The organism is Propioniciclava sp. (assembly GCF_047602245.1).
Taxonomy (GTDB): Bacteria; Actinomycetota; Actinomycetes; order Propionibacteriales; family Propionibacteriaceae; genus Propioniciclava.
In genome coordinates this window covers 796,042-822,259 of record NZ_JASGHT010000001.1, presented here as the reverse complement: position 1 = coordinate 822,259, position 26,218 = coordinate 796,042, and the positions used below count along the sequence as shown (strand labels likewise).

Below are 26,218 nucleotides of genomic sequence, written 5' to 3'. Positions count from 1 at the left end.
CGAGTAAATATGTCGCGTATTGGAAAGCTCCCCATCGCGGTCCCGGCCGGCGTCGAGGTCACCCTCGACGGTCAGGATGTCGCGGTCAAGGGCCCCAAGGGCACGCTGTCGCTGACCGTTTCCGAGCCGATCAAGGTCGCTCGCAACGACGAAGGCCAGATCGAGGTCACCCGGCCCGACGACGAGCGCATCTCGCGTTCGCTGCACGGCCTGACCCGCACGCTGGTCAACAACATGGTCATCGGTGTCACCGAGGGCTATGAGAAGAAGCTCGAGATCGTGGGCGTTGGCTACCGCGTGATCAGCAAGGGCCCGCAGCAGCTCGAGTTCCAGCTCGGCTTCAGCCACCCGGTGATCGTGGACGCCCCCGAGGGCATCACGTTCGTCGTGGAGAAGCCGACCGCATTCTCGGTGCAGGGCATCGACAAGCAGGTTGTGGGCGAAGTTGCGGCGAACATCCGCAAGCTCCGCAAGCCCGAGCCCTACAAGGGCAAGGGTGTTCGCTATTCCGGCGAACGGGTTCGCCGCAAGGTCGGAAAGGCTGGTAAGTGACGATGGCTATCTCCCTGTCGAACAACAAGGGCATGGCCGCGCGCGCCAAGGCGCGCCTGCGCCGTCAGGCGCGTGGCCGCAAGAAGATCACCGGTACCGCGGAGCGTCCGCGCCTGGTGGTCACCCGGTCCTCGCGCCACATCGTGGCTCAGGTGATCGACGACGTGCAGGGTCACACCCTGGCGTCCGCGTCCACCATGGAGGCCGACCTGCGCGCGGCGTCCGGCGACAAGAGCGCCAAGGCCAAGCAGGTCGGGGCCCTCGTCGCCGAGCGTGCGAAGAAGGCGGGCGTAGAGTCCGTCGTCTTCGACCGCGCCGGCAACCAGTACCACGGACGGATCGCCGCGCTGGCTGACGCTGCGCGCGAATCCGGCCTCGGATTCTGATCAGAGCGGAAAGGAAGACAATGCCGAACGAAAACGCGAACGCTCGTGGCCAGCGTGGCCCCGGCGGTGGCGATCGTCGCGGCCGCGATGATCGACGTGGCCGCAACGACTCCCGCGAGGAGAAGAGCCAGTACCTCGAGCGCGTGGTAGCGATCAACCGGGTCGCCAAGGTCGTCCAGGGTGGCCGCCGCTTCAGCTTCACCGCGCTGGTCGTGGTGGGCGACGGCGACGGCACCGTGGGTGTCGGCTACGGCAAGGCCAAAGAGGTGCCGGCGGCGATTGCCAAGGGTGTCGAGGAGGCGAAGAAGCACTTCTTCCGCGTTCCCCGCATCCAGGGCACCATCCCGCACCCGGTCCAGGGCGAGAAGGCCGCAGGCGTCGTGCTGCTGCGTCCGGCGTCCCCGGGTACCGGCGTGATCGCGGGCGGCTCCGCCCGCGCCGTGCTGGAGTGCGCGGGTATCCGCGACGTCCTGGCCAAGTCGCTGGGCAGCGCGAACGCCATCAACGTGGTGCATGCCACCGTTGACGCCCTGCAGCAGCTCGAAGAGCCCGAGCAGGTGGCGCGTCGCCGCGGCCTGCCGGTGGAGGACGTCGCCCCGGCGGCGCTGCTCCGTGCTCGGAAGGAGGGCGCGGCCTGATGGCGACCCTTCGTGTGACCCAGGTTCGTAGCGCGAACAGCGTGAAGAGGAACCAGGCCGAGACGCTTCGCACCCTCGGTCTGAAGAAGATCGGCGACGTCGTGGAGAAGGAGGACCTCCCGCACTACCGCGGCATGGTCAACACCGTCATCCACCTCGTCACCGTCGAGGAGGTTGACTGACATGGCGCTGAAGGCTCACCACCTGCGTCCGGCCCCCGGGGCCAAGACCGATAAGCACCGCGTGGGACGCGGTGAAGGTGGCAAGGGCGGCAAGACTGCCGGCCGTGGCACCAAGGGCACCGGCGCGCGCAAGAACGTCCCCGCGGCGTTCGAGGGCGGCCAGATGCCGCTGCACATGCGGCTGCCGAAGCTGCGTGGCTTCCAGAACCCGTTCCGGGTTGAGTACCAGGTCGTCAACGTGGGCAAGCTCGGCGAGCTTTTCCCCGAGGGCGGCAAGGTGACCGTGGCCGATCTGGTCGAGAAGGGCGCCGTCCGCAAGGGCAAGCTCGTCAAGATCCTCGGCACCGGCGAGGTCTCCGTGGCCCTGGACGTGGACGCGCACGCGTACACCGGCTCGGCCAAGACCAAGATCGAAGCCGCTGGCGGCAAGGCCAACGAACTCTGACTTCGAGTTCTCCTGTTGATGGGCGTCCCCTGTTGGGGGCGCCCATCAACGCGTTCGCGGCGTTTGCTGTTCGCCGCGCCGAGCCCGCGAGCCGTGCGCGGCGAAGATAGAAGAAGAATCGGGCCGGTAGTCCGACCCGGATCTTCCTATCTCCGAGGTCGAGCCCCGAGCTTGGTCTCGCGACTGGATGAGAGAGGAATCCGGGGTATTTCGTCCCGGAACTTCTCATTTCGTCCCCGGCGTGCTGGTGCAGGCGCTACGGGTGGCAAGGGCCGACGGTGATACGCGCTCGGGGACGAAGGCTGCCGCTGACAGGGCCGGGGTGACCGTCGCTACTGGTGACGGAGGCTGCCAGTGATAGAAGCCGCGAGGTGACAGGCGCTGCCTAATGTCTGGGCGTGAAACCTCGTCAAGATGTTCCTGAATCCTTGCTGGCGCTCGCCTCGACTCAGGGTGGCGTGCTGACCAGAGCGCAGATCGATGCCCATCTTGGGCGCTCGCCTTTGCGCAGGCTGGTGGGCGCGGGCGCCTGGCGGATGATCACGCCGGGTGTCTACGCCGTCGGCGGAAACGAGCCTGCCGACGTGCAATGGTGGTGGGCAGGGCACCTGATCGGTGGACGAGGTTCGGCGCTGGGTGGTTGGTCAGCGCTGGCCCAGGCGGGGCTGGCGGAGCTTCGCTGCGAAGGAGCGGCCTCTCGCCGGGAGGCGGAGGTCTGGATACCCCGCGGACGGCGGCGTCAGGACCGGGACGGCCTGTTCTTCCGCGTCGACAATTGCGGACGCCTCGATCACCGGGTGGGGAGCCTTCCTCGCATCCGTCTGGAGGAAGCGCTGATCGACGTCGGACAGACGCTGGAGGTGGAGGACTGGGTCGGTCTGCTGGCAGAAGCGGCACGCCGTGGCCTGGTCGCGCTGCCTCGCGTCCATGACCGCCTCGCTGCCCGCTCACGGGTGGGGCAACGCACGATGCTGACGGAGGTCGTCCGCGATCTGGAGGGCATCGAGAGCACGCTCGAATGGGTCTACCGCCGCGATGTGGAGCGCGCTCACGGACTGCCGGAGGGTAGCAGGCAGGTGCGCGTGGTCGGACGCTGGCGGTGTGACGTGCGCTATGACTCGTTCTTCACGATCGTCGAGGTGGACGGCGCGCATCATCTCCGGCAGGCCGACCGCGATGCCCGGCGCGACAACGCGCACGCCCTACGCCAGGAGACGACGCTGCGCTACGACTCGGCCGACATTCGGGGCCAGCCCTGCCGCGTGGCGTCCGAGGTGGCGGCCGCCCTGACCGTCCGGGGATGGACCAGGACGCCGAAACGTTGTCCCCGTTGTCCGGCGGTGGACGGATAGCGCCGGGTAGGGTGCGGACATGTGTGGACGGTACGCGTCATCGGCTGATCCGGACGCCTTGGTGGCGACCTTCATCGTCGACGAGGTCGACGAGATCGTGCCGCCGTCGTTCAATGTCGCGCCCACCGATCCGGTGCCGGCGGTGGTCGAGCGCATCGACAAGGAGACCGACGCCATCGTGCGCAAGCTGGTCGCGCCGCGCTGGGGATTGGTGCCGTCGTGGTCGAAGGACGCCCGCGGAGCAGCGCGGATGATCAACGCCCGTGCCGAGACCGTCGCCACCAAGCCCGCCTATGCCCAGGCGTTCGCGTCCCGGCGCTGCCTGCTACCGGCGGATGGCTACTACGAATGGCAGACGCTCCCCGGGCCGGGCAGCAAACCGGTCAAGCAGCCCTGGTTCATCCGGCCCGTGGGCGGGGGAGTGCTCGCGATGGCGGGGTTGTACGAGTTCTGGAAAGACCGCTCCCTCGGTGCGGCGGCACCGTGGCTGGTCACCTGCACGGTGATCACCACCTCTGCGATCGACGCGCTCGGTCACGTGCACGACCGGATGCCGATGATGATCGCCCCCGGCGACTGGGCGGCCTGGCTCGACCCGCACGCCCACGATCCGGCGGACGCCCACGCGCTGCTCCGGACGCCGGCGGCCGATGAGATCGAGACGTTCATGGTGGCCCCGCTGGTGAACAGCGTGCGCAACAACGGCCCGGATCTGGTCCGCCCGCTGGACTGATCGGCCGGCGGACGCGGCAGGCGCCGGCGATATGCGTCCAGCCCGCCCCAGCGGGCGCGCGTGGTCAGCCGAGGCTTGGTAGAGTCTGGGAGGTTGGGCCCTGTGGCCCGGCTTCGTGCTGTCCCCTTCGATTGGATCCGGATGCTCTCCGCCTTCGCCCACGCGCTCAGGACCCCCGACCTGCGCCGCAAGATCCTGTTTACCCTCGGTATTCTGGCGGTATTCCGGTTCGGTTCGGTCGTGCCGACCCCGAACGTCAATATGCAGAACGTCCAGGAATGCACGGTGCAGGCGAGCACCGGTGCGTCCGCCGGCCTGTATTCGATGATCAACCTGTTCTCCGGCGGCGCTCTGCTGCAGTTGACGGTGTTCGCGCTCGGCATCATGCCCTACATCACCGCCTCCATCATCCTGCAGCTGCTCACCGTGGTGATCCCGCGCCTGGAGACCCTCAAGAAGGAGGGCGGTGCCGGCCAGCAGAAGATCACCCAGTACACCCGCTACCTCACCTTGGTGCTGGCTGTCATGCAGTCGACCGCGTTCGTGACGATGGCCGTCGGCGGTCAGTTGTTCCCGGGGTGTGGGCTGGCCCTGGTGTACGACGCCACGATCTTCCCGATCCTCACCATGGTGCTGACCATGACCGCCGGTACCGGCATCGTCATGTGGCTGGGCGAGCTCGTCACCGAGCGCGGCGTCGGCAATGGCATGTCGGTGATGATCTTCACCCAGATCGCGGCTGCCTTCCCCGCGCAGGTGTGGGGCATCGCGATCAGCGCCGGCACCATCGAGTGGAACGGCTTCACGCTGCCGAACTCGGCTGGCTGGCTGGCCTTCCTGGCTGTGCTCGCGGTCGGAGCCCTGGTCATGCTGGGTGTCATCTTCGTCGAGCAGGCGCAGCGACGCATCCCGGTGCAGTATGCCAAACGCATGGTCGGACGCCGCCTGGTCGGCGGCAGCACCACCTATATCCCGATCAAGGTCAACCAGGCCGGTGTCATCCCGGTCATCTTCGCGAGTTCGCTGCTTTCGCTGCCGATCATGCTGTCGCAGTTCGCGCCCGAGAGCGCGGCGTCGAGCTGGATCGCAGCCAACCTGGGCGGCCAGGGCTTGTGGCACAACCTGCTGATGTTCGCGCTGATCATCGCTTTCGCGTACTTCTATGTGTCGATCACCTTCAATCCCGAAGAGGTCGCCGACAACATGCGCAAGTACGGCGGCTTCATCCCGGGCATTCGTGCCGGCAAGCCGACCGAGCGTTATCTCGGCTACGTGCTGTCCCGGCTGACCGCACCCGGCTCGCTGTACCTCGGCCTGATCGCGCTGCTGCCGGCCTTTGCCTTCATGTTCCTCCCGGGCGGGCAACAATTCCCGTTCGGAGGTACCTCAATTCTCATCGTGGTGGGCGTCGGGCTTGATACCGTCAAGCAGATCCAAAGCCAGCTCCAGCAGCGCAACTACGAAGGATTCCTGCGATGAGAATGTTGATCACCGGCCCGCCGGGCGCGGGCAAGGGCACTCAGGCCGACGGCATCGCCCAGCGTTACGGCGTTCCGGCCATCTCCAGCGGCGACCTGTTCCGCGACAACATCAAACGCCACACCCCGCTGGGTGAGCGGATCGTGGAGATCATCGGCCGCGGCGACTTCGTTCCCGACGTGATCACCACTTCCCTCATTTTCCAGCGCATCTCCGAGCCCGACTGCTGGCGCGGCTGGCTGCTCGACGGCTATCCGCGCACGCTCGGCCAGGTCGAGGCGCTCGATATCGTCCTGAACGAGACCGGCACCAAGCTGGACGCCGTTATCGCGCTCACCGCCGACCCCGACGAGTTGGTGGAGCGGATGCTGCTGCGCGCTCAGCAGCAGGGGCGAGCCGACGACAACGCCGACTCGATCCGCCATCGCATCAAGGTGTACCACGCCGAGACCGCCGACGTGATCAAGCACTACCGTGCGCTGGGGGTGCTGGTCGAGGTGGACGCCATCGGCACGGTCGACGAGGTACGCGACCGCATCGTGGCGGCGCTCGAGGCGCTGCCGACCCGATGATCCGAGGACGGGGCATCGAGCTCAAGAACCGCGACCAGCTGCTCGTGATGCGCCGGGCGGGGCTGGTCGTGGCGCAGGTGCATGCGGCGGTCCGCGATGCCGCCGCACCCGGCGTCACCACCGGGGAACTCGACCAGATCGCGCGCGGCATTCTCGCGCGTCACGGGGCCGGATCCTCTTTCCTGAACTACGGCGCCGACTGGGGCTATCCGCCCTACCCGGCGGTCACCTGCATCTCGGTCAACGAAGAGGTCGTGCACGGCATCCCCGGCGACCGGGTGCTGGCGTCCGGAGACCTGGTCTCGGTCGACTTCGGCGCGATCGTCGACGGCTGGCATGGTGACGGCGCGATCACCTTCGGCGTCGGCGACCTCGCCGAACCGGACGCCCGCCTCAGCGAGGTCACCCGCGAGTCCTTGTGGGCCGGCATCGGCGCCGTCCGCCTCAACGGACGCCTGGGCGACATCTCGCACGCCATCGAACGCAGCATCCGGTCCCGCCCGGAGCACTACGGCATCCTGAAGGACTACACCGGTCACGGGATCGGCTCGGCGATGCACCAGCCGCCCGATGTGCCCAATACCGGACGCCCCGGGCGCGGCCTGCGCCTGGTGGAAGGCCTGGTCCTGGCCATCGAGCCGATGATCACCCTGGGTTCCTCGATCGGGATCACCCTGGACGACGAGTGGACGGTGGTGACCCAGGACGGCTCACGCGCCGCGCACTGGGAACACACCGTCACCGCCACCAAGCACGGCCTGTGGGTGCTTACCGCGCTCGACGGCGGCGAGGCGGAGCTTGCGGCGCGTGGTCTCCCGTTTGGTCCGCTCGCCGACTGACGTGCCGACCGATCTGGAGATCGCCCAGGCGGCGACGCTGAAGCCGAGCTCCGAGATCGGCGCGGCCCTCGGCCTGGCCGAGGATGAACTCGAGCCCTATGGACGCCACGTCGCCAAGATCGCACCGACCTCGGAACCGCCGGGTGCTGGCTCGCGGTACGTGGTCGTCACCGCCGTCACCCCCACGCCGCTGGGCGAGGGCAAGACGACGACCACGATCGGCCTCACCCAGGGGCTCGCCCGGCTGGGGGAGCGCCCGGTGGCGGTGCTGCGCCAGCCCTCGCTCGGACCGGTGTTCGGCATCAAGGGCGGCGCGGCGGGGGCCGGGCTGTCGCAGGTGCTGCCGATGGAGACGATGAACCTCCACCTCACCGGCGACTTCCATGCCGTGACCGCCGCGCACAACCTGCTCGCGGCCATGATCGACAACCACCTCCAGCACGGCAACGCGCTGCGCCTCGCGCCGCACAGCATCACCTGGGGACGCGTGCTCGACGTCAACGACCGCGCGCTGCGCAACCTCGTTCTCGGTCTGGGCGGACGCCTCGACGGCGTGCCGCGCCAATCCCGCTTCGACATCACGGCGGCATCCGAGGTGATGACCATCCTCGCGCTAGCCACGTCGCGGGCCGATCTGCGCGAGCGCCTGGGCCGGATCGTGATCGGCTTCGACGCCGACGGCGCCCCGGTCACGGCCGAGGACCTGAAGGCCGCCGGCTCGATGGCCGTGCTGCTCACCGACGCCGTCCGCCCCAACTTGCTGCAGACGCTGGAAGGCCAGCCGGCTCTGGTGCACGCCGGCCCCTTCGGCAACATCGCGACCGGGCATTCGTCGATCCTCGCCGACCAGGTGGGGCTCGCCCGGGCGGGCGTGGTCGTCACCGAGGCGGGCTTCGGCGCCGATCTCGGCTTCGAGCGGTTCATCAATGTGAAGTGCCGCACCTCGGGCCTGGTGCCACACGCCGCGGTCGTGGTCGTGACGGTGCGCGCGCTGAAGGTGCATTCCGGCCGGTACCAGGTGGTGGCCGGGCGTCCGTTGCCCGAAGGACTGCTGGCCGAGAACCCGGACGACGTCGCCGCCGGTCTGGTCAACCTGGCCCACCATCTCGACGTGGTCGCCGCCGCGGGGGTGCCCGCGGTGGTCGCGATCAACGTGTTCCCCGATGACCATGCCAGCGAGCACGCGGTGATCACCCGGTTCGCGGCGCAGCGCGGCGTCCGGTGCGCGGCCACCCGGCACGTCGCCGAGGGCGGGGCGGGCGCTGAGAAGCTGGCCCGCGCCGTGCTGGCGGCCTGCGGCGACGGAACCACGTTGCGCTACAGCTATGAGCTGGACGCCCCGCTGACCGGCAAGCTGGAGGCCTTGGCCACCGGAGTGTACGGCGCCTCGGGCGTCGATATCGCGCCGGTCGCGGCCGCCGAACTGCGCCGGCTCACCGATCTCGGCTTCGGGAGCCTTCCCGTTCTGGTGGCCAAGACCCACCTGTCGACCACGGCGACGCCGAGCGATCGGGGCGCGCCCAAGGGTTGGCGGCTGCCCATTCGCGAGGTGCGCCTGGCCGCCGGCGCAGGGTATGTGTACGCGCTCGCGGGCGCCATGCAAACCATGCCTGGGCTGGGCTCGCATCCGGCCGCCGAGCGGATGGATCTGGACGCCGACGGACGGATCGTCGGCCTGGTCTGAGCGACGTGCTCAGGCGAGCAGCGTCCGGTCGGAGACGGCCTTGATCTGCTCGAACTGGTGCAGCAGGTCCTCCACGGTGGCGCGCTTCTTCTGCTCACCGGCCAGCTCGTAGATGATCCGGCCCTCGTGCATCATGATCAGCCGGTTGCCCAGATTGAGGGCCTGGTGCATGTTGTGGGTCACCATCAGCGTGGTCAGGCCGTGCCGGGCGACCGCCTCCTCGGTCAGGCGCAGCACCAGCGCGGCGCGGGCCGGGTCGAGGGCGGCGGTGTGCTCGTCCAGCAGCAGGATCTTGGGACCGCTGAAGGTGGCCATCAGCAGCGAGAGCGCCTGGCGCTGGCCACCTGAGAGCAGGCCGACGTCGGTGCGCAGGCGTTCCTCCAGCCCCAACTCCAGCCCGGCCAGAGCCACTCGGAAGAACTCGCGTTTGGCCTTGGTGACGCCGCGGCGCAACCCGCGGGTCTTGCCGCGCGCGTAGGCCATGGCGAGGTTCTGCTCGATGGTGCCGTGCGGCGCGGTGCCCGCCATCGGATCCTGGAAGACGCGGCCGACCCAGCGGGCCACCTTGTAGTCCGGCAGCCGGGTGACGTCGTGGCCGTCGATGGTGATCGTGCCTGCGTCGGGACGGAACTCGCCGGCCACCACGTTGAGCAGGGTCGACTTGCCGGCGCCGTTGGAGCCGATCACGGTGACGAAGTCGCCCTCGTCCAGGTGCAGGTCGACCCCGTCGAGCGCTATCTTCTCGTTCGGCGTGTGCGCGAAGAAGACCTTGCGGACGCCGTTGACCTCAAGCACGAGCCTCTCCCGTCTGCGCGCGGGCCAGCAGGGCTTCGCGCCGGCGCGCCCGCAGGCGCCGGAAGACCGCGAGACGGGGCAGCAGCAGGGCGGCCACCACGAGCACCGCCGAGATGAGCTTGGTGTCGTTGGGATCGAAGCCGGCCTGCAGCGCGAGCTGGATCACGATGCGGTAGACCACCGAGCCGATCAGGACGGCGAGGGTGGCGAAGATGAAGCGCCGGCTGGGCAGCAGCGCCTGGCCGATGATCACCGACGCCAGCCCGGCCACGATCAGGCCGATGCCCATGCCGATGTCGGCGAAGCCTTGGTATTGCGCGATCAGGCCGCCGGCGAGCGCGACCAGCGCGTTGGACAGCGCCAGGCCGAGGATCTTGGTCGCATCCGTCGACACCCCTTGCGCGCGGATCATCCGCTGGTTGTCGCCGGTGGCCTGCAGCGCGAGCCCCAGGTCGGTATTGAGGAACCAGTCCAGGGCCAGCATGAACGCGATCGCGACGGCGGCGAAGAGAGCCGCCGACGTCCATGTCGCCAGCAGCTGGGCGTCGCGCAGGCCCGACAGCATCGTGTCGGTGCGCAGCAGCGGCAGGTTCGCCTTGCCCATGATCCGCAGGTTGATCGAGTACAGCGCGATCTGGGTCAGGATGCCCGCCAGCAGCGGATTGATCGAGCCCTTGGTGTGCAGCAGCCCGGTGACCAGGCCCGCCGCCGCGCCGGCCACCGCACCCAGCGCGGTGGCCAGCCACGGCGATTGACCGGCGATGATGGCGGACGCCGTGACGGCCGCCCCGGTGGTGAAGCTGCCGTCCACGGTCAGGTCGGGGAAGTCCAGCACGCGGAACGTGATGTAGACCCCCAGCGCCATCAGCCCGTAGATCAGGCCCAGATCGAGAGCGGACAGCATGGTGTTACTTGGTGCCCTCGGCCTCGGCGGAGTCCACGATCTCGGCGCCGGCGAGCAGGCTCTCGGGAATGGTCACGCCCATTCGCTGGGCGGCGGCCTTGTTGACGTAGACGGTGAGGTCCTTCTGGGTTTCGACCGGCATGGTCGCGGGGTTGGCGCCCTGGGTCAGGATCCGGATCGCCATCTCGCCGGTCTGGTGGCCGAGCCTGGTGTAGTCGAGGCCGTAGGTGATCACGCCGCCCTTGCGCACCGAGTCACCCTCGCCGACCACGAGCGGGATCTTCTTGGTCTCGGCCACCTGGATCACCGCGCCGAGCGCGGAGACGACCTTGTTGTCGGTGGGAACGTAGAGGGCGTCCACATCGAACGAGGCGAGGGCCTGCTGGACGTCACGGGTCTCCGCGATCGCCTTCTCGGTGACGGCCAGGCCCTCCTTGGCGGCCGCCTCGCGCGCCGCCTTCACCTGCACTTCGGAGTTGATCTCGCCGGAGCTGTACAGGATGCCGACGCTGGTGGCGTCCGGCTTGATCTTCTTGATCAACGCGATCTGCTCAGCGACCGGGTTCATGTCGGAGGTTCCGGTCACGTTCTTGCCGGGGGCGTCCATGCTGGTCACCAGGCCGGCCGTCACCGGGTCGGTGACGGCGGTGAACAGCACCGGGGTGCTGCTGACCACCTGGGTCAGCGCCTGCGCCGACGGTGTGGAGACCGCGAGGATCAGATCGAGGTCGGCGCTGGCCAGCGTGCTGGCGATCGACACGTTGGTCGACTGGTCGTCGTTGGCGTTCTTCTCATCGAAGGTGACGGTGAGCCCGGCGTCGGTGAACGCCTTCTTGAAGCCCTCACGTGCGGCGTCGAGAGAGTCGTGCGAGACGATCTGGGTGATGCCGACCTTGTAGGACTTCGCCGCAGACGCCGACGGGCTGGGGGCGCCGCCGGCCGACGGCGCGCAAGCGGCCAAGGAGACGGACAACGCGGCGACGAGCCCCGCGATGACGGTGCGCTTCATGAGGAAATCCTTCCGGGTGGCCGGTACGGCGACGGTGCCGAACATGACGCGCACACCCTAGCGAGGGCGGCCCGTCCGCGGGGCACATCTCAGTGATATCGGCGAGTGGCTAGGCTTGAGCCCATGGCCGAACTGCCTCGCTCGTCGAAGTACCGCGCAACGCCCGGCGCGCCGCTGCCCGAGGATGAGCGCGCCCGGTTGATCGAGCGGCTCAACGCCGCCTACGAGCGGGGCGAGGTCTCCGCCGACGACTACCGCCCCTATCTGGACGCCGTGTTCGCGGCGTCCACGCTGGGTGAGGTGGCCGAGGTCGTCGAGGCGCTGCCGCCGGTCACGACCCACGAGGTGCCCGCGATCGTGCCGGTGGGACAGGGGGCTCCGGGTGAACTGGCTCCCGCGCGGCCTGTGGGGCGCCGGCTCACCGCCGCCGCTGGGATCGCCGCGGCGGTGCTGATCACCACGATCGTGATCCTGCTGGTCGCGCTGCTGTAGCGCGGCCGGGTGACCGGTCAGGCCTGATTTGGGAGCCCTGCGAGGCCTGGAGTAACATGGGATGTCGGTCACCTGTGTTCTCAGGTGGCGAAGCACCGTTGTACCAAGGAGATCATGGCCAAGAAAGAAGGAGCCCTCGAGATGGAGGGCACCGTCGTCGAGGCGTTGCCCAATGCGATGTTCCGAGTGGAGCTGACCAACAAGCACAAGGTTCTCGCGACCATCAGCGGCAAGATGCGGCAGCACTACATCCGCATCCTCCCCGCTGACCGTGTGGTCGTCGAGTTGTCACCCTACGATCTCACGCGCGGTCGCATCGTCTACCGCCACAAGTGACCGAAGTTCTCAACGAATCCATCCACGCTGACGCAGCGCTGTGCGCTGCCCAGCACCGAGAGAAAGTAGCTCGATGAAGGTTCAGCCGAGCGTGAAGAAGATCTGCGACAAGTGCAAGGTGATCCGCCGGCACGGTCGCGTGATGGTGATCTGCGAGAACCCTCGCCACAAGCAGCGCCAGGGCTGAGTCCCCGACGCGTGGCCGGAGGGACGCAATCACCGTTGGAGCCCCTCCAACAACAACTGAAATAACGTGACGGCACACCCGGGACGGGCGCGGAGCATTGCTCCGCACGCCAGCCCTCCCGACACCACCTCCGGACGAAGGCCGGGGCCCGCGCTCAGGCGCACGGGACGCCGCACGCCACACACCTTCGCAGCCCACCTCGGGCTGGACAATGGAAAGGGAACCGCCTGATGGCACGTCTCATCGGTGTCGATCTGCCCCGCGAGAAGCGCGTGGAGATCGGCCTCACCTACATCTTTGGCATCGGTCGCACCCGTGCCAAGGAAATCCTGGCCGCTACCGGCGTGAGCGGCGACGTCCGCGTGAAGGAGTTGACCGACGAGCAGCTCGTCGCGATGCGTGACTTCATCGAGGCGAACTACGAGACCGAGGGCGATCTGCGCCGTACGGTCGCCGCGGACATTCGCCGCAAGATCGAGATCGGCTCCTACCAGGGCCGCCGCCACCGCATGGGCCTCCCGGTCCGCGGACAGCGCACGCGGACGAACGCCCGCACGCGCAAGGGCAAGAAGAAGGCTGTCGCCGGCAAGAAGAAGGCCCGCTGACGCGGCGCCTGAGAGACCAGGAGAACAACACAAGCAATGGCCACTGCAGGTCGTACCAAGGCTCAGGCCGCCGCCGCAGCGAAGAGCAAGATTCGCCGCAAGGAGAAGAAGAACATCGTCTCCGGGCAGGCCCACATCAAGAGCACGTTCAACAACACCATCATCACGATCACCGACCCGACCGGTGCGGTGATCTCGTGGGCGTCCGCCGGCACCGTCGGCTTCAAGGGCTCCCGCAAGTCGACGCCGTTCGCCGCCCAGATGGCCGCCGAGGCCGCCGGGCGTCGTGCCATGGACCATGGCATGAAGCGCGTGGACGTCTTCGTCAAGGGCCCCGGCTCCGGCCGTGAGACCGCCATCCGTTCGCTCGGTGCGCTGGGCCTGGAGATCGGCCCGATCTCCGATGTGACCCCCGTGCCGCACAACGGCTGCCGTCCGCCGAAGCGCCGTCGCGTCTGAGCCCGAGAAAGAAGGACTGATCAACCATGGCCCGTTACACCGGCCCCATCACCAAGAAGTCCCGCCGGCTCGGCACCGACCTGGTGGGCAACGACAAGGCGTTCGAGCGCCGCAGCTACCCGCCGGGCATGCACGGCCGCGGCCGCATCAAGGAGTCGGAGTACCTGCTCCAGATGCGCGAGAAGCAGAAGGCGCGCTTCGCCTACGGCGTGCTGGAGAAGCAGTTCCGCCGCTACTACGAAGAGGCCGTGCGCAAGCAGGGCAAGACCGGTGAGGTTCTGCTGCAGATCCTCGAGTCGCGCCTCGACAACGTCGTGTACCGCGCCGGCTTCGCCTCGACCCGCCGCCAGGCGCGTCAGCTCGTCGTGCACGGCCACTTCCTGGTCAACGGCAAGAAGGTGAACATCCCCAGCTTCCGCGTGTCGGCCTACGACATCATCGACGTCAAGCCGAAGTCGCTGAACCTGGACGTGTTCATCATCGCCCGCGAGCTGCACCACGAGCGCGTCGTCCCGGCGTGGCTCACCGTGCGCCCGAACCGGATGCGGATCCTCGTCCACCAGCTGCCAACGCGCGAACAGATCACGGTCGACGTCAACGAGCAGCTGATCGTCGAGCTCTACTCCAAGTAGTAGAACAACCCGCACCCGACACCCGCCCCACGGCAACCAACGTTGCGAGGCGGTTCGGGACCAGCGGCCGGCCATAAGGCCGTGGATGGGCCTGGCCCCCTGCGGCGCGCACGCGCCGCAGGGTGGTTGGCCGTTGGCCGGCCGCTGGTCCCGAACCGCCGGACAGCACCACAGCTAGTAACACACTAGGTTTGAAGGGTTCGGCAACAGCCGGGCCCACTTTGACACCGTCAAATAGTGGGCGGTGGAAAGGAATGATTCATGCTCATCGCACAGCGCCCCACGCTGACCGAAGAGGTTGTCTCCGACAACCGTTCGCGTTTCGTCATCGAGCCCCTGGAGCCGGGCTTCGGCTACACGCTCGGTAACTCGATGCGCCGCACGCTGCTGTCGTCCATCCCGGGCGCGGCCGTGACCAGCATCAAGATCGAGGGCAACCAGCACGAGTTCACCACGCTTCCGGGCGTCGTCGAGGACGTCACCGAGATCATCCTCAACGTGAAGCAGCTCGTGCTCTCCTCCGAGGAGGACGAGCCCGTCGTCATGTACCTGCGCAAGGCCGGTGCCGGTGCGGTGACCGCCGCCGACATCGCCCCGCCCGCCGGCGTGGAGATCCACAACCCGGATCTGCACATCGCGACGCTGAACGCGACCGGCAAGCTCGACATGGAGCTGGTGGTCGAGCGTGGCCGCGGCTACGTGTCCGCCGCCCAGAACAAGAGCGTGGACTCCGAGATCGGCCGCATCCCGGTCGACTCGATCTACAGCCCGGTGCTGAAGGTCACCTACAAGGTGGAGGCCACCCGCGTCGAGCAGCGCACCGACTTCGATCGCCTGATCGTCGACGTGGAGACCAAGCCCGCCATCAGCCCGCGTGACGCGATGGCGTCCGCCGGCAAGACCCTGGTCGAGCTGTTCGGCCTGGCGCGCGAGCTCAACGTGGACGCCGAAGGCATCGAGATCGGCCCGTCGCCGGTCGACGAGCAGTACGCGGCCGATATGGCGCTTCCGGTGGAGGAGCTGAAGCTGACCATGCGCAGCTACAACTGCCTCAAGCGCGAAGGCATCCACACGGTGTCCGAGCTGGTTTCCCGCTCCGAGCAGGACCTTCTCGACATCCGCAACTTCGGCTCGAAGTCGATCGAGGAGGTCAAGCTGCGCCTCCACGAGATGGGCTTGTCCCTGAAGGATTCGGCGCCCGGCTTCGATCCGCTGGCCGCCCTCGGCAGCTACGACGACGAGGCCGACGACTTCGCCGCCGACAACGACCAGTTCTGATACCGCTTTAGGAGATAGTCATCATGCCCACGCCCACGAAGGGTCCCCGCCTCGGCGGAAGCCCGGCCCACGAGCGGATCATTCTGGCCAACCTCGCCAGCCAGCTCTTCGAGCACGGCCGGATCACCACCACCGAGGCCAAGGCCAAGCGCGTCCGTCCGCTGGCGGAGAAGCTGATCACCAAGGCCAAGCGCGGCGATCTGCACAACCGCCGGATCGTGCTGCGCACGATCACCGACAAGGGCGTCGTGCACGTCCTGTTCACCGAGATCGCGCCGAAGATGGCCGACCGTGACGGCGGCTACACCCGCATCACGAAGATCGGCAACCGTCAGGGCGACAACGCCCCGATGGCCGTGATCGAGATCGTCACCGAGACGGTCGAGGAGTCCCGCAAGGCGAAGGCCAAGGGCACCGGCGCGAAGGCGGCCAAGCCCGCCGCCAAGCCGGCTCCGAAGGCCGAGCCGGTCGCGGAGCCCGCGGTCGAGGAGGCGGCCCCGGAGGCCGCCGCTGCCGAGGCGAGCACCGAGGACGCCCAGGCCTGAGCCCTGGCGCCCTGAGCGCAGACAACGAAGAGGCCCGGTCCCCCTGTGGGGCCGGGCCTCTTCGTTGCGTTGTTCTGCGGTGGCACGTGGGTGTCGCTGGCGTGACCGTGGTGGCTCAAGCGACGCGGCGTCCGCTGAGGGCGGAGCTGAGGACAAAAGGATGCCCCGGACGGCCAAGGGGGGAGGAGTTCGGCCGTCCGGGGCATGTGGGGTGGGATCAGGCAGCGTGGCGGCAGCCCCAGGGCTGCAGGCCGCGCTTGGCGTAGAGCCGGTTCGCGACGGTGATCTGCTCGGCGCGGGAGGCCTGGTGCGGGTAGGCGGCGAAGTCGGTGCCGCCGACGGAGCGCCAGGTGCCCAGGTTGAACTGCAGGCCGCCGTAGTAGCCGTTGCCGGTGTTGATGTTCCAGCGGTTGCCGGACTCGCACTTGGCGATGCGGTCCCACATGTCGGCGCGGGACAGGTCCAGGGCCTTGCCGCTGGAGCTCGAGCCGGAGTTCTCGACCGGCGCCGGGGCGGCGTCCGTCTTCGGCTTCGACGTGGCAGGTGCCTTCGTGCGCTCGGTGGAGCGCGAGGTGGCCTGCCGCTCTTCGGTCTTGGGGGCTTCGGTCTTGGCGGCCTCGGTCTTGGTGCCGACCAGGATGACCTCGTTCACGGGCTCCTTGGTGACGGTCTGCGAGACGGTGTTGGTGGACTCGACGACGCCGTTGGCGGTGACGGTCTCGATGACGTCTTCGCGGGTACCTTGCTCGCCCTTGGTCTTGACCTTCTTCTCGCCCTTGTTCAGCGAGGAGTCTTTGACTTCGGTGCTGGTGAAGGCGAGCGGCACGACCGTCGTTTCCTGCGTGACGCTCACCCGGACGACCGACACCATGGTGGAGGCGTCGGCGGTGGCGTCGAGCTCGGGCATGACGCGGTCGGTCTCGGACAGCGTGATGTTGGCTGCCGCGAGGGCGGCGGCGACGGTGCCCGGCTCGGACAGCTGGGCGACGTGGATCGTGTTGTCGGCCCAGATGCGCACCGACGTCGTCGGCGCAGCGGACTGCGTGATCGGGGCGGGAGCGGGAGTGGCCTGACCTTGAGAGTAGGCGAGGGCAATGCCTGCCCCGCTGCCGAGCACGAGGGTGCTGGCGGCGATCGCCACGATCTTGGTTGAGAGGGGCACTACGAACTCCTGACGGTGTAACAACGACTTGCGTCATCAACTATCCGCTAAAGCTGAGAAAAACGCAAGCTGGCTCTCAGGCTTTCATCAGGAGAATTGTGAAGGATGCCCCGACGCGGACCGTCCCCGGCGTCCGTGACGGGGCACCGGGGACGGCGTGCGGGTGGGGCCGGATGCGCTCAGTAGGCGATCGCGGCGCCGCGGGCGGCGGCGAAGCGATCGGTGACGTTCGCCCAGTTCACCACGTTCCACCACGCCTTGACGTAGTCGCCCTTCACGTTCTTGTACTGCAGGTAGAAGGCGTGCTCCCACATGTCGAGCTGCAGGATCGGCAGCTGGCCCACCGGCAGGTTGCCCTGCTGGTCGAAGAGCTGGTTGATGTTGAGACGCTGACCCAGCGTGTCCCAGACCAGCATCGACCAGCCGGAGCCCTGGATGCCGTTGGCGACCTCGTTGAACTGGTTCTTGAAGCCGTCGAACGAGCCGAAGAACTCATCAATGGCCGCGCCCAACTCGCCGTCGGGCTCGCCACCGCCGTCGGGCGACATGTTCTTCCAGAACACCGAGTGGTTCAGGTGGCCGCCCAGGTGGAAGGCGAGGTCCTTCTCGAGCTTGTTGATGGCGGCGAAGTTGCCGGACTCGCGCGCCTCGGACAGCTTGTCCAGCGCGGTATTGGCGCCGGCCACGTAGGCGGCGTGGTGCTTGCTGTGGTGCAGCTCCATGATCTGCGCACTGATGTGCGGCTCCAGCGCGCCGTAGTCGTAGTCGAGCTCCGGAAGGGTGTACGTCATCGGGTCTTCCTCTCCGTCGGATGTGTCCGGTGCAACTGACACCGCCTCCACCCTATTCCCCGACGCGCCGCGGCCCAATGCCGAGGTGTCTCTCAGCGGGGAGCGAAGGCCGCGCGGCGGGCGGCCCGGCGGAGCACGTGCAGCAGCCCGGGGGCCAGGACAAGCAGCAGGACGACGGTGGTGAGGGCGCGTCCGAGGTTCCAGCCCATCGAGGTGGCCAGGTTGAACAGGGCGAAGGTGTGCAGGTTCTCCCACACCCCGGCATGGGGGTCGAAGGAGAACTGGGTGGCCGGGCCGATCCCGAACGGCCAGAACGCGAAGTCCATCAGCCAGCCGTAGACGAACGCGGAGACGAATCCCCACACCGAGAGCCAGGCGAGCTCACCGCGTCCGCTCACGCGCGGCAGCAGGCCGCCGCCCAGGCCGACGAAGCCGGCCGCGACCATCTGGTAGGGCAGCCAGGGGCCGACGCCCGCGGTGAGCAGGGCGGAGGCGAACAGGGTGACCGCGCCCTGGGCGAAGCCGAACCCGGGCCCGAACGCGCGCCCGCCGAGGACGAGCAGGAAGAAGATGGGCTCCATGCCCGCGGTGCCCGCGCCGAGCGGCCGCAGCACGGCGCCGACCGCGGACAGGACGCCGAGCAGGGCGAGACCCTTGACGTCCATCCCGTTGCCGGTCAGCTCCGAGACGACCACGGCGAGCACCACCGGCAGCACCAGCGCGAAGAGCAGTGGCGCCTGCATCGGGTCCACCGCGGAGTCCGGGCGCAGGAACAGCGGCCAGGCGAAGGCGAGCAGGCCGAGCACCGCCGCCAGCGCGAGCATGATTCGTGCCCGGACGCTGACCGCCGTCGCCGCGACGGAGGCGCCGGTCATGGTGTCATCACCCGGACCTCAGCCGGGATCAGCACCGGCACGGGCGCGAACACCTTGGCCGTCTGGGGGGCGAACGTCGGGGAGCTGACGCAGACCTGACGGGTGGGACCGTCGGCGATGATGTCGCCGTCGGCCATCACGATCGTGCGCTGGGTCGCCGTGGCCGCGAACTCGACATCGTGCGTGCTGACCACCACGGCGTGGCCGCGTGCTGCGAGCCCGGCGAGAATGACGGCCAAACGGTCCTTCATGGCGTAGTCGAGGCCGCGGGTGGGTTCGTCGAGAGCCAGGACGCCAGGGCTGGCCGCCAGCTGGATGGCCAGCACCAGGCTCAGCCGCTGCCCCTCGGAGAGATCGCGAGGGTCGGCGTCCGGGGCAAGATCGGCGCCCAGCTCGGCCAGCAGCGCGGCGGCGGTCCCGGCCGGACGCCCCGACTCGCGATCGGCCTGGGCGAGTTCATCGGCGACCCGCGGCAGGTAGAGCAGATCGGCCGCCGTCTGCGGGACGAGGCTGATCAGGGCGCGGGCCGCCGCGGCCGGCAGCGGCCGCGGGTCGGTTCCGTCGACGGTGACGGTGCCGGTGCTCGGCGTCCCCCCTTGCATCGCCCACAACAGTGACGACTTGCCGGCGCCGTTGCGGCCCATCAGGCAGGTCACCTCGCCGCCGTGCAGATCCAGACTCACGCCGTTGACGGCCACCGTCGCGCCGTAGGCGACCCGCAGGTGGTCCAGGTGGGCGCGGACGGGACCGGCCGAGACCGGCTTCTCGGTGGGAGCGGCCACGGTGAGGCGCTCGCGCTGGGCGCGGCGGCGGGCGTCCCGGACCGACGCGGGGACGGCGTCCCAGCCCAGCACGGAGGAGAGCTGGGCCAGCGGGGGCCGGACGTCGCAGTCGAGCAGCACCTGGGCGGGCGGCCCGACCACGGCGTCGCGGCGTCCGCTGGGCAGCCACACCAGCGTGTCGGCCTGGTGCAGCACCCGTTCGAGGCGGTGTTCGGCCAGCACCACGGTGAGGCCGACCTCGTGGACGAGGGTGGTGATCGCCGACAGCACGTCTTGTGCGGCGGTGGGGTCGAGTGCCGAGGTGGGCTCGTCGAGCACGAGCACCCGGGGCTGGGCGGCGAGCACGGCCGCGATGGCGACCCGCTGCTGCTGGCCGCCGGACAGGTCGGCCAGCGGCCGGGCGCGCAGTTCGGCGATGCCCATCAGGTCGAGGGTCTCCTCGACCCGCTTGCGCATGGCGTCCGGGTCGACGCCCAGCTGCTCCATGCCGTAGGCGATCTCGTCGGCGACGGTGTCGGTGACGAATCCGGCCAGCGGATCCTGGCCCACCCAGCCGACCACGTCGGCCAGATCGCGCGGCCGGTGGGTGCGGGTGGAGCGGCCGTCCACGGTCACCTCGCCGGTCATCAGGCCGCCGGTGAAGTGCGGCACCAGGCCGTTGATGGCGCCGAGCAGCGTCGACTTGCCGGTGCCGGTCCGTCCTACCACGACGGCCAGATCACCCTCCTCGAGGGTGAAGCTGACCTGTTCCAGCGTGGGCGCGGTGGCGCCGGCGTAGCTGAGGCTGACGTCGTCGAAGTGGATCATGAGGTCCTCCTGCCGGGTGCTCCGGGGGCCGGGGTCAGCGCCAGCGGTGCCAGCACCATGGCCAGCACCGGGATCATCGCGGGGTGCAGGGCCGGCCACACCAGCGGGTCGAACGAGGGATTGAAGGCGTCGAACAGCCCCGGCAGCGCGCCGCCATTCGCCAAGGCGGGAGTGGCCAGCGCGCCGGCCCCGCACAGCGCGAGCGCGGTGTCGCGGGCTGTCCAGGGTTGCCGGCGGTAGCGGGTGACGCCCAGCGCGCGCCCCGACCGCCGCAGGCCGAGCACGGTGCCGATCACGCCCGCGACCAGCATCCCGGCACCCCACCCGGTGAACTCGGGGGCGCCGAGCAGCACGAAGACGCCGAGCGTGGCGAGCAGCGCGGTGAACACCAGGCCGGCCGTGAGCCAGGCCGAGGGGCGCGCAATGCCGCGGGTGCGGCCGAAGCCGCGGGCCTCCATGCCGGCGGCCAGGCGCAGGGAACGGTCGATGGCGTCCGCGAGTACGGGAATGACGACCGCTGATACAGCGTGCCAACCGGTGGAGGCGCCGCCGCGGAGCCGGCGGGCGCGCCGAACCCGCTGGGTGGATTCGATCAGCTGCGGCGCGACCGACAACGCGACCACGACCGCGACGGAGGCCTCATACAGCGCCGCGGGGACGCTCCGTAGCGCCTGTTTGGGGTTGGCCAGGCTGTTGGCCGCGCCGAGGCACAGCAGCATCACCGCGAGGCGCAGCGCGTCGTACACCGCCCAGGCGACGCCCTCGGCGGTCACCTGCCCGCCCAGCCTGATCCCGGCGGCCCACGCAGGCAGCTTGATCTCGGGCAGGGTGAGGATCACGGTGCTGCCCAGACCGCCGCCGAGCAGCACCTGGAAGAACAAGCGGATGCCGATGATGATGCCGGCGAGTATGAAGTAGGCCGACACCGAGCGCGCCCAGGGCGCGTCCGTACGGCGGAGCAGGATGACCGCGACCACGGCGAGGGCGACCAGGACGTTCAGCAGCGGGTTGGTGGTCATCGAGGTGGCGGTCGCCACGCCGAGGGCCCACGCCCACCACGCCCAGGGGTGCATGGGATCAGGCGCCGCGCCGCTTGACGAACCACCATCCGCCGAGCGCGGCGCCGCCGGCGACCAGGACGCCCACGGTGACCAGGACGCCGGTGGGGCCGCCGTCTTGGGTGGCGAGCGTCGGCTCAGCCGCGGGTGCGGCGGAGGTCTCCGGGCCAGGCTCGGGGGAGGGCGTCGCCTCGTCGATCGGCTCAGCGGACGGCTCAGGGGTGGCGGACGCCTCGGCTACCGGCGCCGACGGCTCTGCGCCGGTGCTGGCTGAGGCCTGGGGGCGCGGCGCGTCCGGCGCCTTCGTGCCCGGCGCCGGCGCTTGGGCGGCACGGTTCGAGGTGCCGGACGAACCGCCGGAGGGCGGTTGCGGCGCGGGCGCCTGCGTGTTCGGTCGTGACGGTGTGGTCGGCTTCGTCTGGGTGGGGGGCTGGGTGGGCTCGGACGGCTTCGCCTTCACCGTCGGCGGGCTCGGTGGGCGCTGCGAGCCGTTGCCGAACGCCCACCCTTCGGCGTCGCCCTGCTTGGGTTTGCGGTTGGTGTAGCCGAGCTGGGCGTAGGTCCACGGGCCCCAGGTGCCGTCGGCGTTTCGGCTGGCGTGCCAGTAGGACCAGTAGGCGTCCACCGTGATCACGCAGGTGGAGGGGGAACCGTTGATCTGGCACAGGAAGCCAGGTGTCTTGTCCCGCACGGTGAAGCCCGCGCTCTGCAATGCCTGCTTGCCGGTTCCGTGCGCGGTGGCGCACGCGGTGCCCTGTCCGGCCACGACGACCCACACGCCCGCGCAGGACGTGTCGGCGAGCGCGGGCGCCGCGACGGCGGAGGCCGGGACGAGCCCCGCCGTCGCGAGCAGGGCGGCCGCGAGTCCGGCCGCGATGCGGGCGATCAGCCTCATCGCGTCGCGCGGCGGCGGACGATCAGCAGCACCGCACCCGCCAGGACCAGCGCGCTGGCCGCCGCGACGAACCACGGATCGGTCGCCGTTCCGGTCTGCGGTAGCGTGCCGCCGTTGTGGCCGGGGACGGGAGCGGCGGTGGCGCTGGGCGAGGGGAGCGGGGCGGCGGTCGGCGTGGGCGCCGGGGTGGCGGTGGCCGTGGGCGTGACCGACGGGGCGGGGGACGGCGTCGCGGTGGCGCTCGGGCTCGGCGTCGCGCTGGGCGACGGGGTCGTGCTGGGTGAGGGGGTCGCGGTGGCGGACGGGGTCGGGCCGACCGCCAGGTCCCACGCGACGTCGAGGTAGGAAACCTCGGCGAGCAGCAGGACGGCCTGGGTCGTGGCCATGGTGTCCGGGCTGTCGCCGTTGAGGAACGCACCGGAGGCGGTCTGCTGGGACAGCAGGAACGCCACGGCGGCGTCCATGTCGAACCCGGCGGTGGCCAGCGCCGATCCGAGGATCGCGGTGGAGTTCACCGGGTTGTATCCGGCCCAGGAGCCGTTCGCGGCCTGATGGTCCGCGGCCCACGCGGCCGCGGCTTCCGCTTCGTCGCCGATCTCGCCGGCCGCCAGCAGGGCGAGCAGGCCCATGCCGGTGTTGTCGGCGTCCGGCACGACCGGCTGGCCGTTCCAGTCGAGCTCATCCAGCGTCGCCTCGAAGCCGCCGGTCTCGTCTTGGAACTGCAGCACGTAGTCCAGCAGCGGGGCGGGCACCTCGACGCCGGCCCGCGCCAGCGCGATGGCGGCGAAACCGGAGTTGAACGGCCCCGGCCAGGCGCCGATGCTGCCGTCGGCCTCGATGCCGTCGCGTACCGCGTTGATCAGGTCGATCCCGGGCAGGAAGGTGCGCGGGTTCTCCCCGACCGCCGACAGCGCGACCGCGAGCTTGGCGGCGGCCTCCGGCGTGCCCTCCACGTAGTCAGGGCCGGTGGTCTTCAGCGAGGTGAGGAGCGCGGCGACCTCGTCGGCCGTCGACGGGTCCTGTGCGGCGGCGAAGGCGATCAGCATGTCGGACGCCGACGACGCGAACTCGAACGCGTCCTGCATCTGCGCGGGCTGCGCGAGCCAGCGCGCCGCCTTCTGCGCGGCGGTGACATCGGCGGCGCGGGCCGGGACGGCGACGGCGGTGAGTGCGAGCAGGACTGTGACGAGCGCCGTCACGAACGGCCTGAGCAGGCGAGACATGGTGGTCCTCACGGAGGCGGCGAATGGTCAGGCCGCATCCTAACCTTTCGGTCCCGGGAACGAGCAACCGGGGCGCACGCAGGTACGCCCCGGTTGGGTTGTTGGATGATGGCCGGCTCTTAGGTTCCGGCCTTTGTCGAGATCGTGTCAGGGTTACCCATATTCACTCCTCTCCGCGACGGTCCAACCGCCGCTCCGATGGCCCTACGGTAAACCGGTCTGGCTCACGACTCAAGGGGTGCGACCTCAAAAACTCGGAAGCCTTTCGCCGAGGCGGTCCGATCGCAGCGGTAACCCTGGCCGATCAGCCAGCGCTGCAGTGAGTCGGCGCCGAGATGCCGGCCCACCACCAGGCGGGCCACGCCGCCGGGCGCCAGCCGCGGCAGCCAGCGCAGCAGCAGGTCGTGCAGCGCCTGTTTCCCGATCCGGATGGGCGGGTTGGACCAGATCTCGTCGTAGCGGACGCCGTCGGCCACCTCGTCGGGCAGGCAGGCGCTCACCCGGTCGCCGACGCCGAGCGCGGCGGCGTTGCGCGCGGTCAGGTCGAGGGCGCGTGCGTTGACGTCGACCGCGTCGACGTGCGCCTGCGGGGCCGCCGAGGCCAGCGCGATCGCCAGGACGCCGAACCCGCAGCCCAGATCGAGCATCCGCCGCGAACCCGCGCGCGGAGTGTGCGCGCGCAAGAGCACCGCGGTGCCCTGGTCGAGCCCCTCGCCGCTGAAAACGCCCGCGGCGGTGGTGAAGGTCCACTCGGTGTCCCAGAACCGCGCCTGCACCTGGCGCTCGCGCCCGGGACCCGACGGAGTCTCGAAGTAGTGGGTCATCGCGGTCGGTCCTCCTGCTGTGCCGGATCTGTGGGCGCCGGTTCGTCGCGGCGGGCCCGGGCGGCGCGCGCCCGTGCCGCGAGGTCGGTGTCGGCCGGGTAGCCCACCTCTTCGAGCACCAGGCCGTGCGGGGGCAGCACGGTCACCTCGCCCGCCCGCGCGGGCCGGTCGATCAATCCCGCGAACCAGGCCGCGTCGCGGCGTCCAGTGCCGACGTCGACCAGCGCCCCCACCACCGAGCGCACCATCGAGTGGCAGAAGGCGTCCGCGCGCAGGGTCACCTCGAGCAGGCCTGAGGGGGCCCGCTCGGCGCGGCACTCCAGCATCTCGCGAATCGTGGTCGCGCCCTCGCGCTGCTTGCAGAACGCGCCGAAGTCGTGCAGCCCGACCAGGCTGCTCGCGGCGGCATGGGTCGCGGCCACGTCGAGTGCGCCGCGCACCCGCACGGCCAGATGCCGCTCCAGCGGGTCGGGGGAGCGGTCGCACAACCGGAAGACGTAGCGGCGCCAGATCGCGGCGAACCGTGCGTCGAACCCGTCGGGCGCCACGCTGACCGCGTGCACGACGACATCGCCGGGCAGCACCCGGCCCAGCCGCCGGAGCAGTTCCGGGGCGAGATCCTCATCAGGCAGATCCAGATGCGCCACCTGCCCGCGGGCGTGCACGCCGGCGTCCGTGCGGCCCGCGACGGTCAGTTCGGCGGGGGCGCCCAGGCGCAGCACGGTGGTGATCCAGTGCTCCAGGACGCCTTGCACGGTGCGCAGTCCGTCCTGGCGGGCCCAGCCGTGGAAGGCGGCGCCGTCGTAGGCCAGATCGATCCGGTAGCGCGTCGTCACAGCGCGGCCTCGCCGTGGGCGTCCGGTCGCGGCGTGCGGTGCAGCAGGTCACCGACGGTGGGGGCGTCCCCGTTCGCGGTGGGCGTGCGCTGGTAGGTGAGGTCGAAGACGCTCCGGCCGGCGGCCAGGCCGCGAGCCTCGTACTTGGTCACCGGGCGCTCGGCCCAGCGTGGTGCCCAGCCTCCGTGCACGTTCTGCAGGCCGGGCGCGCCATCGAGCACCTCGCGCATCGCCAGGGCGTAGTCCTCCCAGTCGGTCGCCAGCCGCCACAGCCCGCCCGGGCGCAGCTTGGCGGCGACCAGGGCCGCGAACTCGGGACTGACCAGCCGGCGCTTGTGGTGGCGTGCCTTGTGCCAGGGATCGGGGAAGAACGTCCACACCTGCTCCAGTGCGGAATCCGCGAACAGATGCTTCAGGCCTTCGGCGCCGTTGGCCTTGACGATCCGGACGTTGCCGACCTCGTGCCGGGCGATCCGCGACATCGTCGAGGCGATCGCGGGGGCGAACACCTCGAAGGCCACCACGTTGGCGTCCGGGTGCCGCAGCGCGAGCGCGACCAGCGCCTCACCGCGTCCGGAACCGATCTCGACCATCAGCGGCGCCTCGCGCCCGAACGCGGACGCCCAGTCGATCCGGGCGTCCGGGTGCACGGACGTGTCCAGGCCGCGGGAGGGCACCGGGATCAGCAGCCGGTCGGCGTGGGCCGCCCAGGCCTTCTCCTGCGAGGGGTTCATCCGCTCGGAGCGGCGCACATAGGACACCACTTCGCGGTGGACGCGCAAGGATCGATCAGGCACCCGAACATGCTAGCGGGGCGCGGGTACAGTGAGAGACGAGCGCCCGGTGGGCGCCCGTCGACGA

32 protein-coding genes are annotated in these 26,218 nt (G+C 69.7%); 19 read left to right on the top strand and 13 right to left on the bottom strand.

Annotated features, from left to right (window positions below; genetic code table 11):
- Positions 1–9 precede the first annotated feature (9 nt).
- The 11 genes from rplF (at position 10) to QM708_RS04005 (ending at position 8,862) form a co-directional block, all read left to right on the top strand.
- Entirely contained in the window at positions 10–552 is a 543-nt protein-coding gene (rplF, locus tag QM708_RS04055) for a 50S ribosomal protein L6 (RefSeq protein WP_415104656.1), read from the top strand.
- Positions 553–554: 2 nt separating this feature from the next.
- Positions 555–938, top strand: coding sequence for a 50S ribosomal protein L18 (gene rplR, locus QM708_RS04050; RefSeq protein ID WP_415104655.1), 384 nt, complete (start codon positions 555–557; stop codon positions 936–938).
- Positions 939–958: 20 nt separating this feature from the next.
- Positions 959–1,576, top strand: a complete 618-nt coding sequence (gene rpsE / locus QM708_RS04045) for a 30S ribosomal protein S5 (RefSeq protein ID WP_415104653.1) — start codon at positions 959–961, stop codon at positions 1,574–1,576.
- Positions 1,576–1,758 carry a 50S ribosomal protein L30 gene (gene rpmD / locus QM708_RS04040; RefSeq protein ID WP_415104651.1) on the top strand — a complete coding sequence of 61 codons (183 nt, stop codon included), beginning with the start codon at positions 1,576–1,578 and terminating at the stop codon, positions 1,756–1,758. Before rpsE ends, rpmD begins: the two co-directional genes overlap by 1 nt.
- A gap of 1 nt (position 1,759) precedes the next feature.
- A complete protein-coding gene (gene rplO, locus QM708_RS04035; RefSeq protein WP_415104649.1) occupies positions 1,760–2,203 on the top strand; it encodes a 50S ribosomal protein L15 in 444 nt (147 codons plus the stop codon).
- 398 nt (positions 2,204–2,601) lie between these two features.
- The gene (locus tag QM708_RS04030; RefSeq protein WP_415104647.1) at positions 2,602–3,555 is read left to right on the top strand and encodes a type IV toxin-antitoxin system AbiEi family antitoxin domain-containing protein; all 954 of its coding nucleotides are present in this window, start codon (positions 2,602–2,604) and stop codon (positions 3,553–3,555) included.
- A gap of 19 nt (positions 3,556–3,574) precedes the next feature.
- The gene (locus QM708_RS04025; RefSeq protein WP_415104645.1) at positions 3,575–4,288 is read left to right on the top strand and encodes an SOS response-associated peptidase; all 714 of its coding nucleotides are present in this window, start codon (positions 3,575–3,577) and stop codon (positions 4,286–4,288) included.
- A 141-nt stretch (positions 4,289–4,429) separates the two neighbouring features.
- A complete protein-coding gene (secY, locus tag QM708_RS04020) occupies positions 4,430–5,767 on the top strand; it encodes a preprotein translocase subunit SecY (protein ID WP_415104643.1) in 1,338 nt (445 codons plus the stop codon).
- Positions 5,764–6,339 (top strand): adenylate kinase, encoded by a 576-nt coding sequence (locus QM708_RS04015; RefSeq protein WP_415104641.1) that lies wholly within the window; start codon positions 5,764–5,766, stop codon positions 6,337–6,339. Before secY ends, QM708_RS04015 begins: the two co-directional genes overlap by 4 nt.
- A complete protein-coding gene (map, locus tag QM708_RS04010) occupies positions 6,336–7,178 on the top strand; it encodes a type I methionyl aminopeptidase (RefSeq protein ID WP_415104639.1) in 843 nt (280 codons plus the stop codon). Before QM708_RS04015 ends, map begins: the two co-directional genes overlap by 4 nt.
- Positions 7,147–8,862, top strand: coding sequence for a formate--tetrahydrofolate ligase (locus QM708_RS04005; RefSeq protein WP_415104637.1), 1,716 nt, complete (start codon positions 7,147–7,149; stop codon positions 8,860–8,862). The genes map and QM708_RS04005 overlap by 32 nt, the downstream gene beginning before the upstream one ends.
- Positions 8,863–8,871: 9 nt before the next feature.
- Here the strand turns inward: QM708_RS04005 and QM708_RS04000 are convergent, their stop codons facing one another.
- Genes QM708_RS04000 through QM708_RS03990 form a run of 3 tightly spaced genes read right to left on the bottom strand, consistent with a single transcriptional unit; the run spans position 8,872 to position 11,570 of the window.
- Positions 8,872–9,657, bottom strand: coding sequence for an ABC transporter ATP-binding protein (locus QM708_RS04000; RefSeq protein WP_415104635.1), 786 nt, complete (start codon positions 9,655–9,657; stop codon positions 8,872–8,874).
- Positions 9,650–10,561: an ABC transporter permease gene (locus QM708_RS03995; RefSeq protein WP_415104633.1), complete on the bottom strand. Its 912-nt coding sequence runs from the start codon at positions 10,559–10,561 to the stop codon at positions 9,650–9,652. Before QM708_RS03995 ends, QM708_RS04000 begins: the two co-directional genes overlap by 8 nt.
- Before the next feature lie 4 nt (positions 10,562–10,565).
- Positions 10,566–11,570: an ABC transporter substrate-binding protein gene (locus QM708_RS03990; protein ID WP_415104631.1), complete on the bottom strand. Its 1,005-nt coding sequence runs from the start codon at positions 11,568–11,570 to the stop codon at positions 10,566–10,568.
- A 123-nt stretch (positions 11,571–11,693) separates the two neighbouring features.
- Between QM708_RS03990 and QM708_RS03985 the strand changes: the two genes are divergently transcribed.
- From QM708_RS03985 to rplQ, 8 genes are all read left to right on the top strand, one after another.
- A complete protein-coding gene (locus QM708_RS03985; protein ID WP_415104629.1) occupies positions 11,694–12,062 on the top strand; it encodes a DUF1707 domain-containing protein in 369 nt (122 codons plus the stop codon).
- Positions 12,063–12,176: 114 nt separating this feature from the next.
- Positions 12,177–12,398 carry a translation initiation factor IF-1 gene (gene infA, locus QM708_RS03980; protein ID WP_415104627.1) on the top strand — a complete coding sequence of 74 codons (222 nt, stop codon included), beginning with the start codon at positions 12,177–12,179 and terminating at the stop codon, positions 12,396–12,398.
- A gap of 73 nt (positions 12,399–12,471) precedes the next feature.
- The gene (gene rpmJ, locus QM708_RS03975) at positions 12,472–12,585 is read left to right on the top strand and encodes a 50S ribosomal protein L36 (protein WP_020575560.1); all 114 of its coding nucleotides are present in this window, start codon (positions 12,472–12,474) and stop codon (positions 12,583–12,585) included.
- Positions 12,586–12,815: 230 nt separating this feature from the next.
- Complete coding sequence (gene rpsM / locus QM708_RS03970; RefSeq protein ID WP_415104624.1) at positions 12,816–13,190, top strand: 30S ribosomal protein S13; 375 nt, start codon at positions 12,816–12,818, stop codon at positions 13,188–13,190.
- 36 nt (positions 13,191–13,226) lie between these two features.
- Positions 13,227–13,649 (top strand): 30S ribosomal protein S11, encoded by a 423-nt coding sequence (gene rpsK, locus QM708_RS03965; RefSeq protein ID WP_415104622.1) that lies wholly within the window; start codon positions 13,227–13,229, stop codon positions 13,647–13,649.
- A gap of 26 nt (positions 13,650–13,675) precedes the next feature.
- On the top strand, positions 13,676–14,281 hold the full coding sequence (gene rpsD, locus QM708_RS03960; protein ID WP_415104620.1) for a 30S ribosomal protein S4: 606 nt from the start codon (positions 13,676–13,678) through the stop codon (positions 14,279–14,281).
- 261 nt (positions 14,282–14,542) lie between these two features.
- Positions 14,543–15,559 carry a DNA-directed RNA polymerase subunit alpha gene (locus tag QM708_RS03955; RefSeq protein ID WP_415104618.1) on the top strand — a complete coding sequence of 339 codons (1,017 nt, stop codon included), beginning with the start codon at positions 14,543–14,545 and terminating at the stop codon, positions 15,557–15,559.
- 23 nt (positions 15,560–15,582) lie between these two features.
- Complete coding sequence (gene rplQ / locus QM708_RS03950) at positions 15,583–16,104, top strand: 50S ribosomal protein L17 (protein WP_415104616.1); 522 nt, start codon at positions 15,583–15,585, stop codon at positions 16,102–16,104.
- A gap of 217 nt (positions 16,105–16,321) precedes the next feature.
- Here the strand turns inward: rplQ and QM708_RS03945 are convergent, their stop codons facing one another.
- The 10 genes from QM708_RS03945 to trmB form a co-directional block, all read right to left on the bottom strand.
- Positions 16,322–17,266, bottom strand: coding sequence for a transglycosylase family protein (locus QM708_RS03945; RefSeq protein WP_415104614.1), 945 nt, complete (start codon positions 17,264–17,266; stop codon positions 16,322–16,324).
- Positions 17,267–17,445: 179 nt separating this feature from the next.
- A complete protein-coding gene (locus tag QM708_RS03940) occupies positions 17,446–18,057 on the bottom strand; it encodes a superoxide dismutase (protein ID WP_415104612.1) in 612 nt (203 codons plus the stop codon).
- A gap of 92 nt (positions 18,058–18,149) precedes the next feature.
- Complete coding sequence (locus QM708_RS03935; protein ID WP_415104610.1) at positions 18,150–18,932, bottom strand: ECF transporter S component; 783 nt, start codon at positions 18,930–18,932, stop codon at positions 18,150–18,152.
- Complete coding sequence (locus QM708_RS03930; RefSeq protein ID WP_415104608.1) at positions 18,929–20,521, bottom strand: ABC transporter ATP-binding protein; 1,593 nt, start codon at positions 20,519–20,521, stop codon at positions 18,929–18,931. Before QM708_RS03930 ends, QM708_RS03935 begins: the two co-directional genes overlap by 4 nt.
- Entirely contained in the window at positions 20,518–21,594 is a 1,077-nt protein-coding gene (locus tag QM708_RS03925) for a CbiQ family ECF transporter T component (RefSeq protein WP_415104606.1), read from the bottom strand. Before QM708_RS03925 ends, QM708_RS03930 begins: the two co-directional genes overlap by 4 nt.
- A 4-nt stretch (positions 21,595–21,598) precedes the next feature.
- The gene (locus QM708_RS03920; RefSeq protein WP_415104604.1) at positions 21,599–22,474 is read right to left on the bottom strand and encodes a hypothetical protein; all 876 of its coding nucleotides are present in this window, start codon (positions 22,472–22,474) and stop codon (positions 21,599–21,601) included.
- Positions 22,471–23,697, bottom strand: a complete 1,227-nt coding sequence (locus QM708_RS03915; protein ID WP_415104602.1) for an LPXTG cell wall anchor domain-containing protein — start codon at positions 23,695–23,697, stop codon at positions 22,471–22,473. Before QM708_RS03915 ends, QM708_RS03920 begins: the two co-directional genes overlap by 4 nt.
- A gap of 224 nt (positions 23,698–23,921) precedes the next feature.
- On the bottom strand, positions 23,922–24,521 hold the full coding sequence (locus tag QM708_RS03910) for a class I SAM-dependent methyltransferase (RefSeq protein ID WP_415104600.1): 600 nt from the start codon (positions 24,519–24,521) through the stop codon (positions 23,922–23,924).
- Complete coding sequence (truA, locus tag QM708_RS03905) at positions 24,518–25,357, bottom strand: tRNA pseudouridine(38-40) synthase TruA (protein WP_415104598.1); 840 nt, start codon at positions 25,355–25,357, stop codon at positions 24,518–24,520. The genes QM708_RS03910 and truA overlap by 4 nt, the downstream gene beginning before the upstream one ends.
- Positions 25,354–26,154 carry a tRNA (guanosine(46)-N7)-methyltransferase TrmB gene (gene trmB, locus QM708_RS03900; protein WP_415104596.1) on the bottom strand — a complete coding sequence of 267 codons (801 nt, stop codon included), beginning with the start codon at positions 26,152–26,154 and terminating at the stop codon, positions 25,354–25,356. The genes truA and trmB overlap by 4 nt, the downstream gene beginning before the upstream one ends.
- Positions 26,155–26,218 lie beyond the last annotated feature (64 nt).

What these genes read in the sequence shown, in the direction of transcription:
- rplF (WP_415104656.1), top strand. Translation starts at nt 10, where the DNA reads ATGTCGCGTATTGGAAAGCTCCCCATCGCGGTCCCGGCCGGCGTCGAG.
- rplR (WP_415104655.1), top strand. Translation starts at nt 555, where the DNA reads ATGGCTATCTCCCTGTCGAACAACAAGGGCATGGCCGCGCGCGCCAAG.
- rpsE (WP_415104653.1), top strand. Translation starts at nt 959, where the DNA reads ATGCCGAACGAAAACGCGAACGCTCGTGGCCAGCGTGGCCCCGGCGGT.
- rpmD (WP_415104651.1), top strand. Translation starts at nt 1,576, where the DNA reads ATGGCGACCCTTCGTGTGACCCAGGTTCGTAGCGCGAACAGCGTGAAG.
- rplO (WP_415104649.1), top strand. Translation starts at nt 1,760, where the DNA reads ATGGCGCTGAAGGCTCACCACCTGCGTCCGGCCCCCGGGGCCAAGACC.
- QM708_RS04025 (WP_415104645.1), top strand. Translation starts at nt 3,575, where the DNA reads ATGTGTGGACGGTACGCGTCATCGGCTGATCCGGACGCCTTGGTGGCG.
- secY (WP_415104643.1), top strand. Translation starts at nt 4,430, where the DNA reads ATGCTCTCCGCCTTCGCCCACGCGCTCAGGACCCCCGACCTGCGCCGC.
- QM708_RS04015 (WP_415104641.1), top strand. Translation starts at nt 5,764, where the DNA reads ATGAGAATGTTGATCACCGGCCCGCCGGGCGCGGGCAAGGGCACTCAG.
- map (WP_415104639.1), top strand. Translation starts at nt 6,336, where the DNA reads ATGATCCGAGGACGGGGCATCGAGCTCAAGAACCGCGACCAGCTGCTC.
- QM708_RS03995 (WP_415104633.1), bottom strand. Translation starts at nt 10,561, where the DNA reads ATGCTGTCCGCTCTCGATCTGGGCCTGATCTACGGGCTGATGGCGCTG.
- QM708_RS03990 (WP_415104631.1), bottom strand. Translation starts at nt 11,570, where the DNA reads ATGAAGCGCACCGTCATCGCGGGGCTCGTCGCCGCGTTGTCCGTCTCC.
- QM708_RS03985 (WP_415104629.1), top strand. Translation starts at nt 11,694, where the DNA reads ATGGCCGAACTGCCTCGCTCGTCGAAGTACCGCGCAACGCCCGGCGCG.
- infA (WP_415104627.1), top strand. Translation starts at nt 12,177, where the DNA reads ATGGCCAAGAAAGAAGGAGCCCTCGAGATGGAGGGCACCGTCGTCGAG.
- rpmJ (WP_020575560.1), top strand. Translation starts at nt 12,472, where the DNA reads ATGAAGGTTCAGCCGAGCGTGAAGAAGATCTGCGACAAGTGCAAGGTG.
- rpsM (WP_415104624.1), top strand. Translation starts at nt 12,816, where the DNA reads ATGGCACGTCTCATCGGTGTCGATCTGCCCCGCGAGAAGCGCGTGGAG.
- rpsK (WP_415104622.1), top strand. Translation starts at nt 13,227, where the DNA reads ATGGCCACTGCAGGTCGTACCAAGGCTCAGGCCGCCGCCGCAGCGAAG.
- rpsD (WP_415104620.1), top strand. Translation starts at nt 13,676, where the DNA reads ATGGCCCGTTACACCGGCCCCATCACCAAGAAGTCCCGCCGGCTCGGC.
- QM708_RS03955 (WP_415104618.1), top strand. Translation starts at nt 14,543, where the DNA reads ATGCTCATCGCACAGCGCCCCACGCTGACCGAAGAGGTTGTCTCCGAC.
- rplQ (WP_415104616.1), top strand. Translation starts at nt 15,583, where the DNA reads ATGCCCACGCCCACGAAGGGTCCCCGCCTCGGCGGAAGCCCGGCCCAC.
- QM708_RS03940 (WP_415104612.1), bottom strand. Translation starts at nt 18,057, where the DNA reads ATGACGTACACCCTTCCGGAGCTCGACTACGACTACGGCGCGCTGGAG.
- QM708_RS03935 (WP_415104610.1), bottom strand. Translation starts at nt 18,932, where the DNA reads ATGACCGGCGCCTCCGTCGCGGCGACGGCGGTCAGCGTCCGGGCACGA.
- QM708_RS03930 (WP_415104608.1), bottom strand. Translation starts at nt 20,521, where the DNA reads ATGATCCACTTCGACGACGTCAGCCTCAGCTACGCCGGCGCCACCGCG.
- QM708_RS03925 (WP_415104606.1), bottom strand. Translation starts at nt 21,594, where the DNA reads ATGCACCCCTGGGCGTGGTGGGCGTGGGCCCTCGGCGTGGCGACCGCC.
- QM708_RS03920 (WP_415104604.1), bottom strand. Translation starts at nt 22,474, where the DNA reads ATGAGGCTGATCGCCCGCATCGCGGCCGGACTCGCGGCCGCCCTGCTC.
- QM708_RS03915 (WP_415104602.1), bottom strand. Translation starts at nt 23,697, where the DNA reads ATGTCTCGCCTGCTCAGGCCGTTCGTGACGGCGCTCGTCACAGTCCTG.
- QM708_RS03910 (WP_415104600.1), bottom strand. Translation starts at nt 24,521, where the DNA reads ATGACCCACTACTTCGAGACTCCGTCGGGTCCCGGGCGCGAGCGCCAG.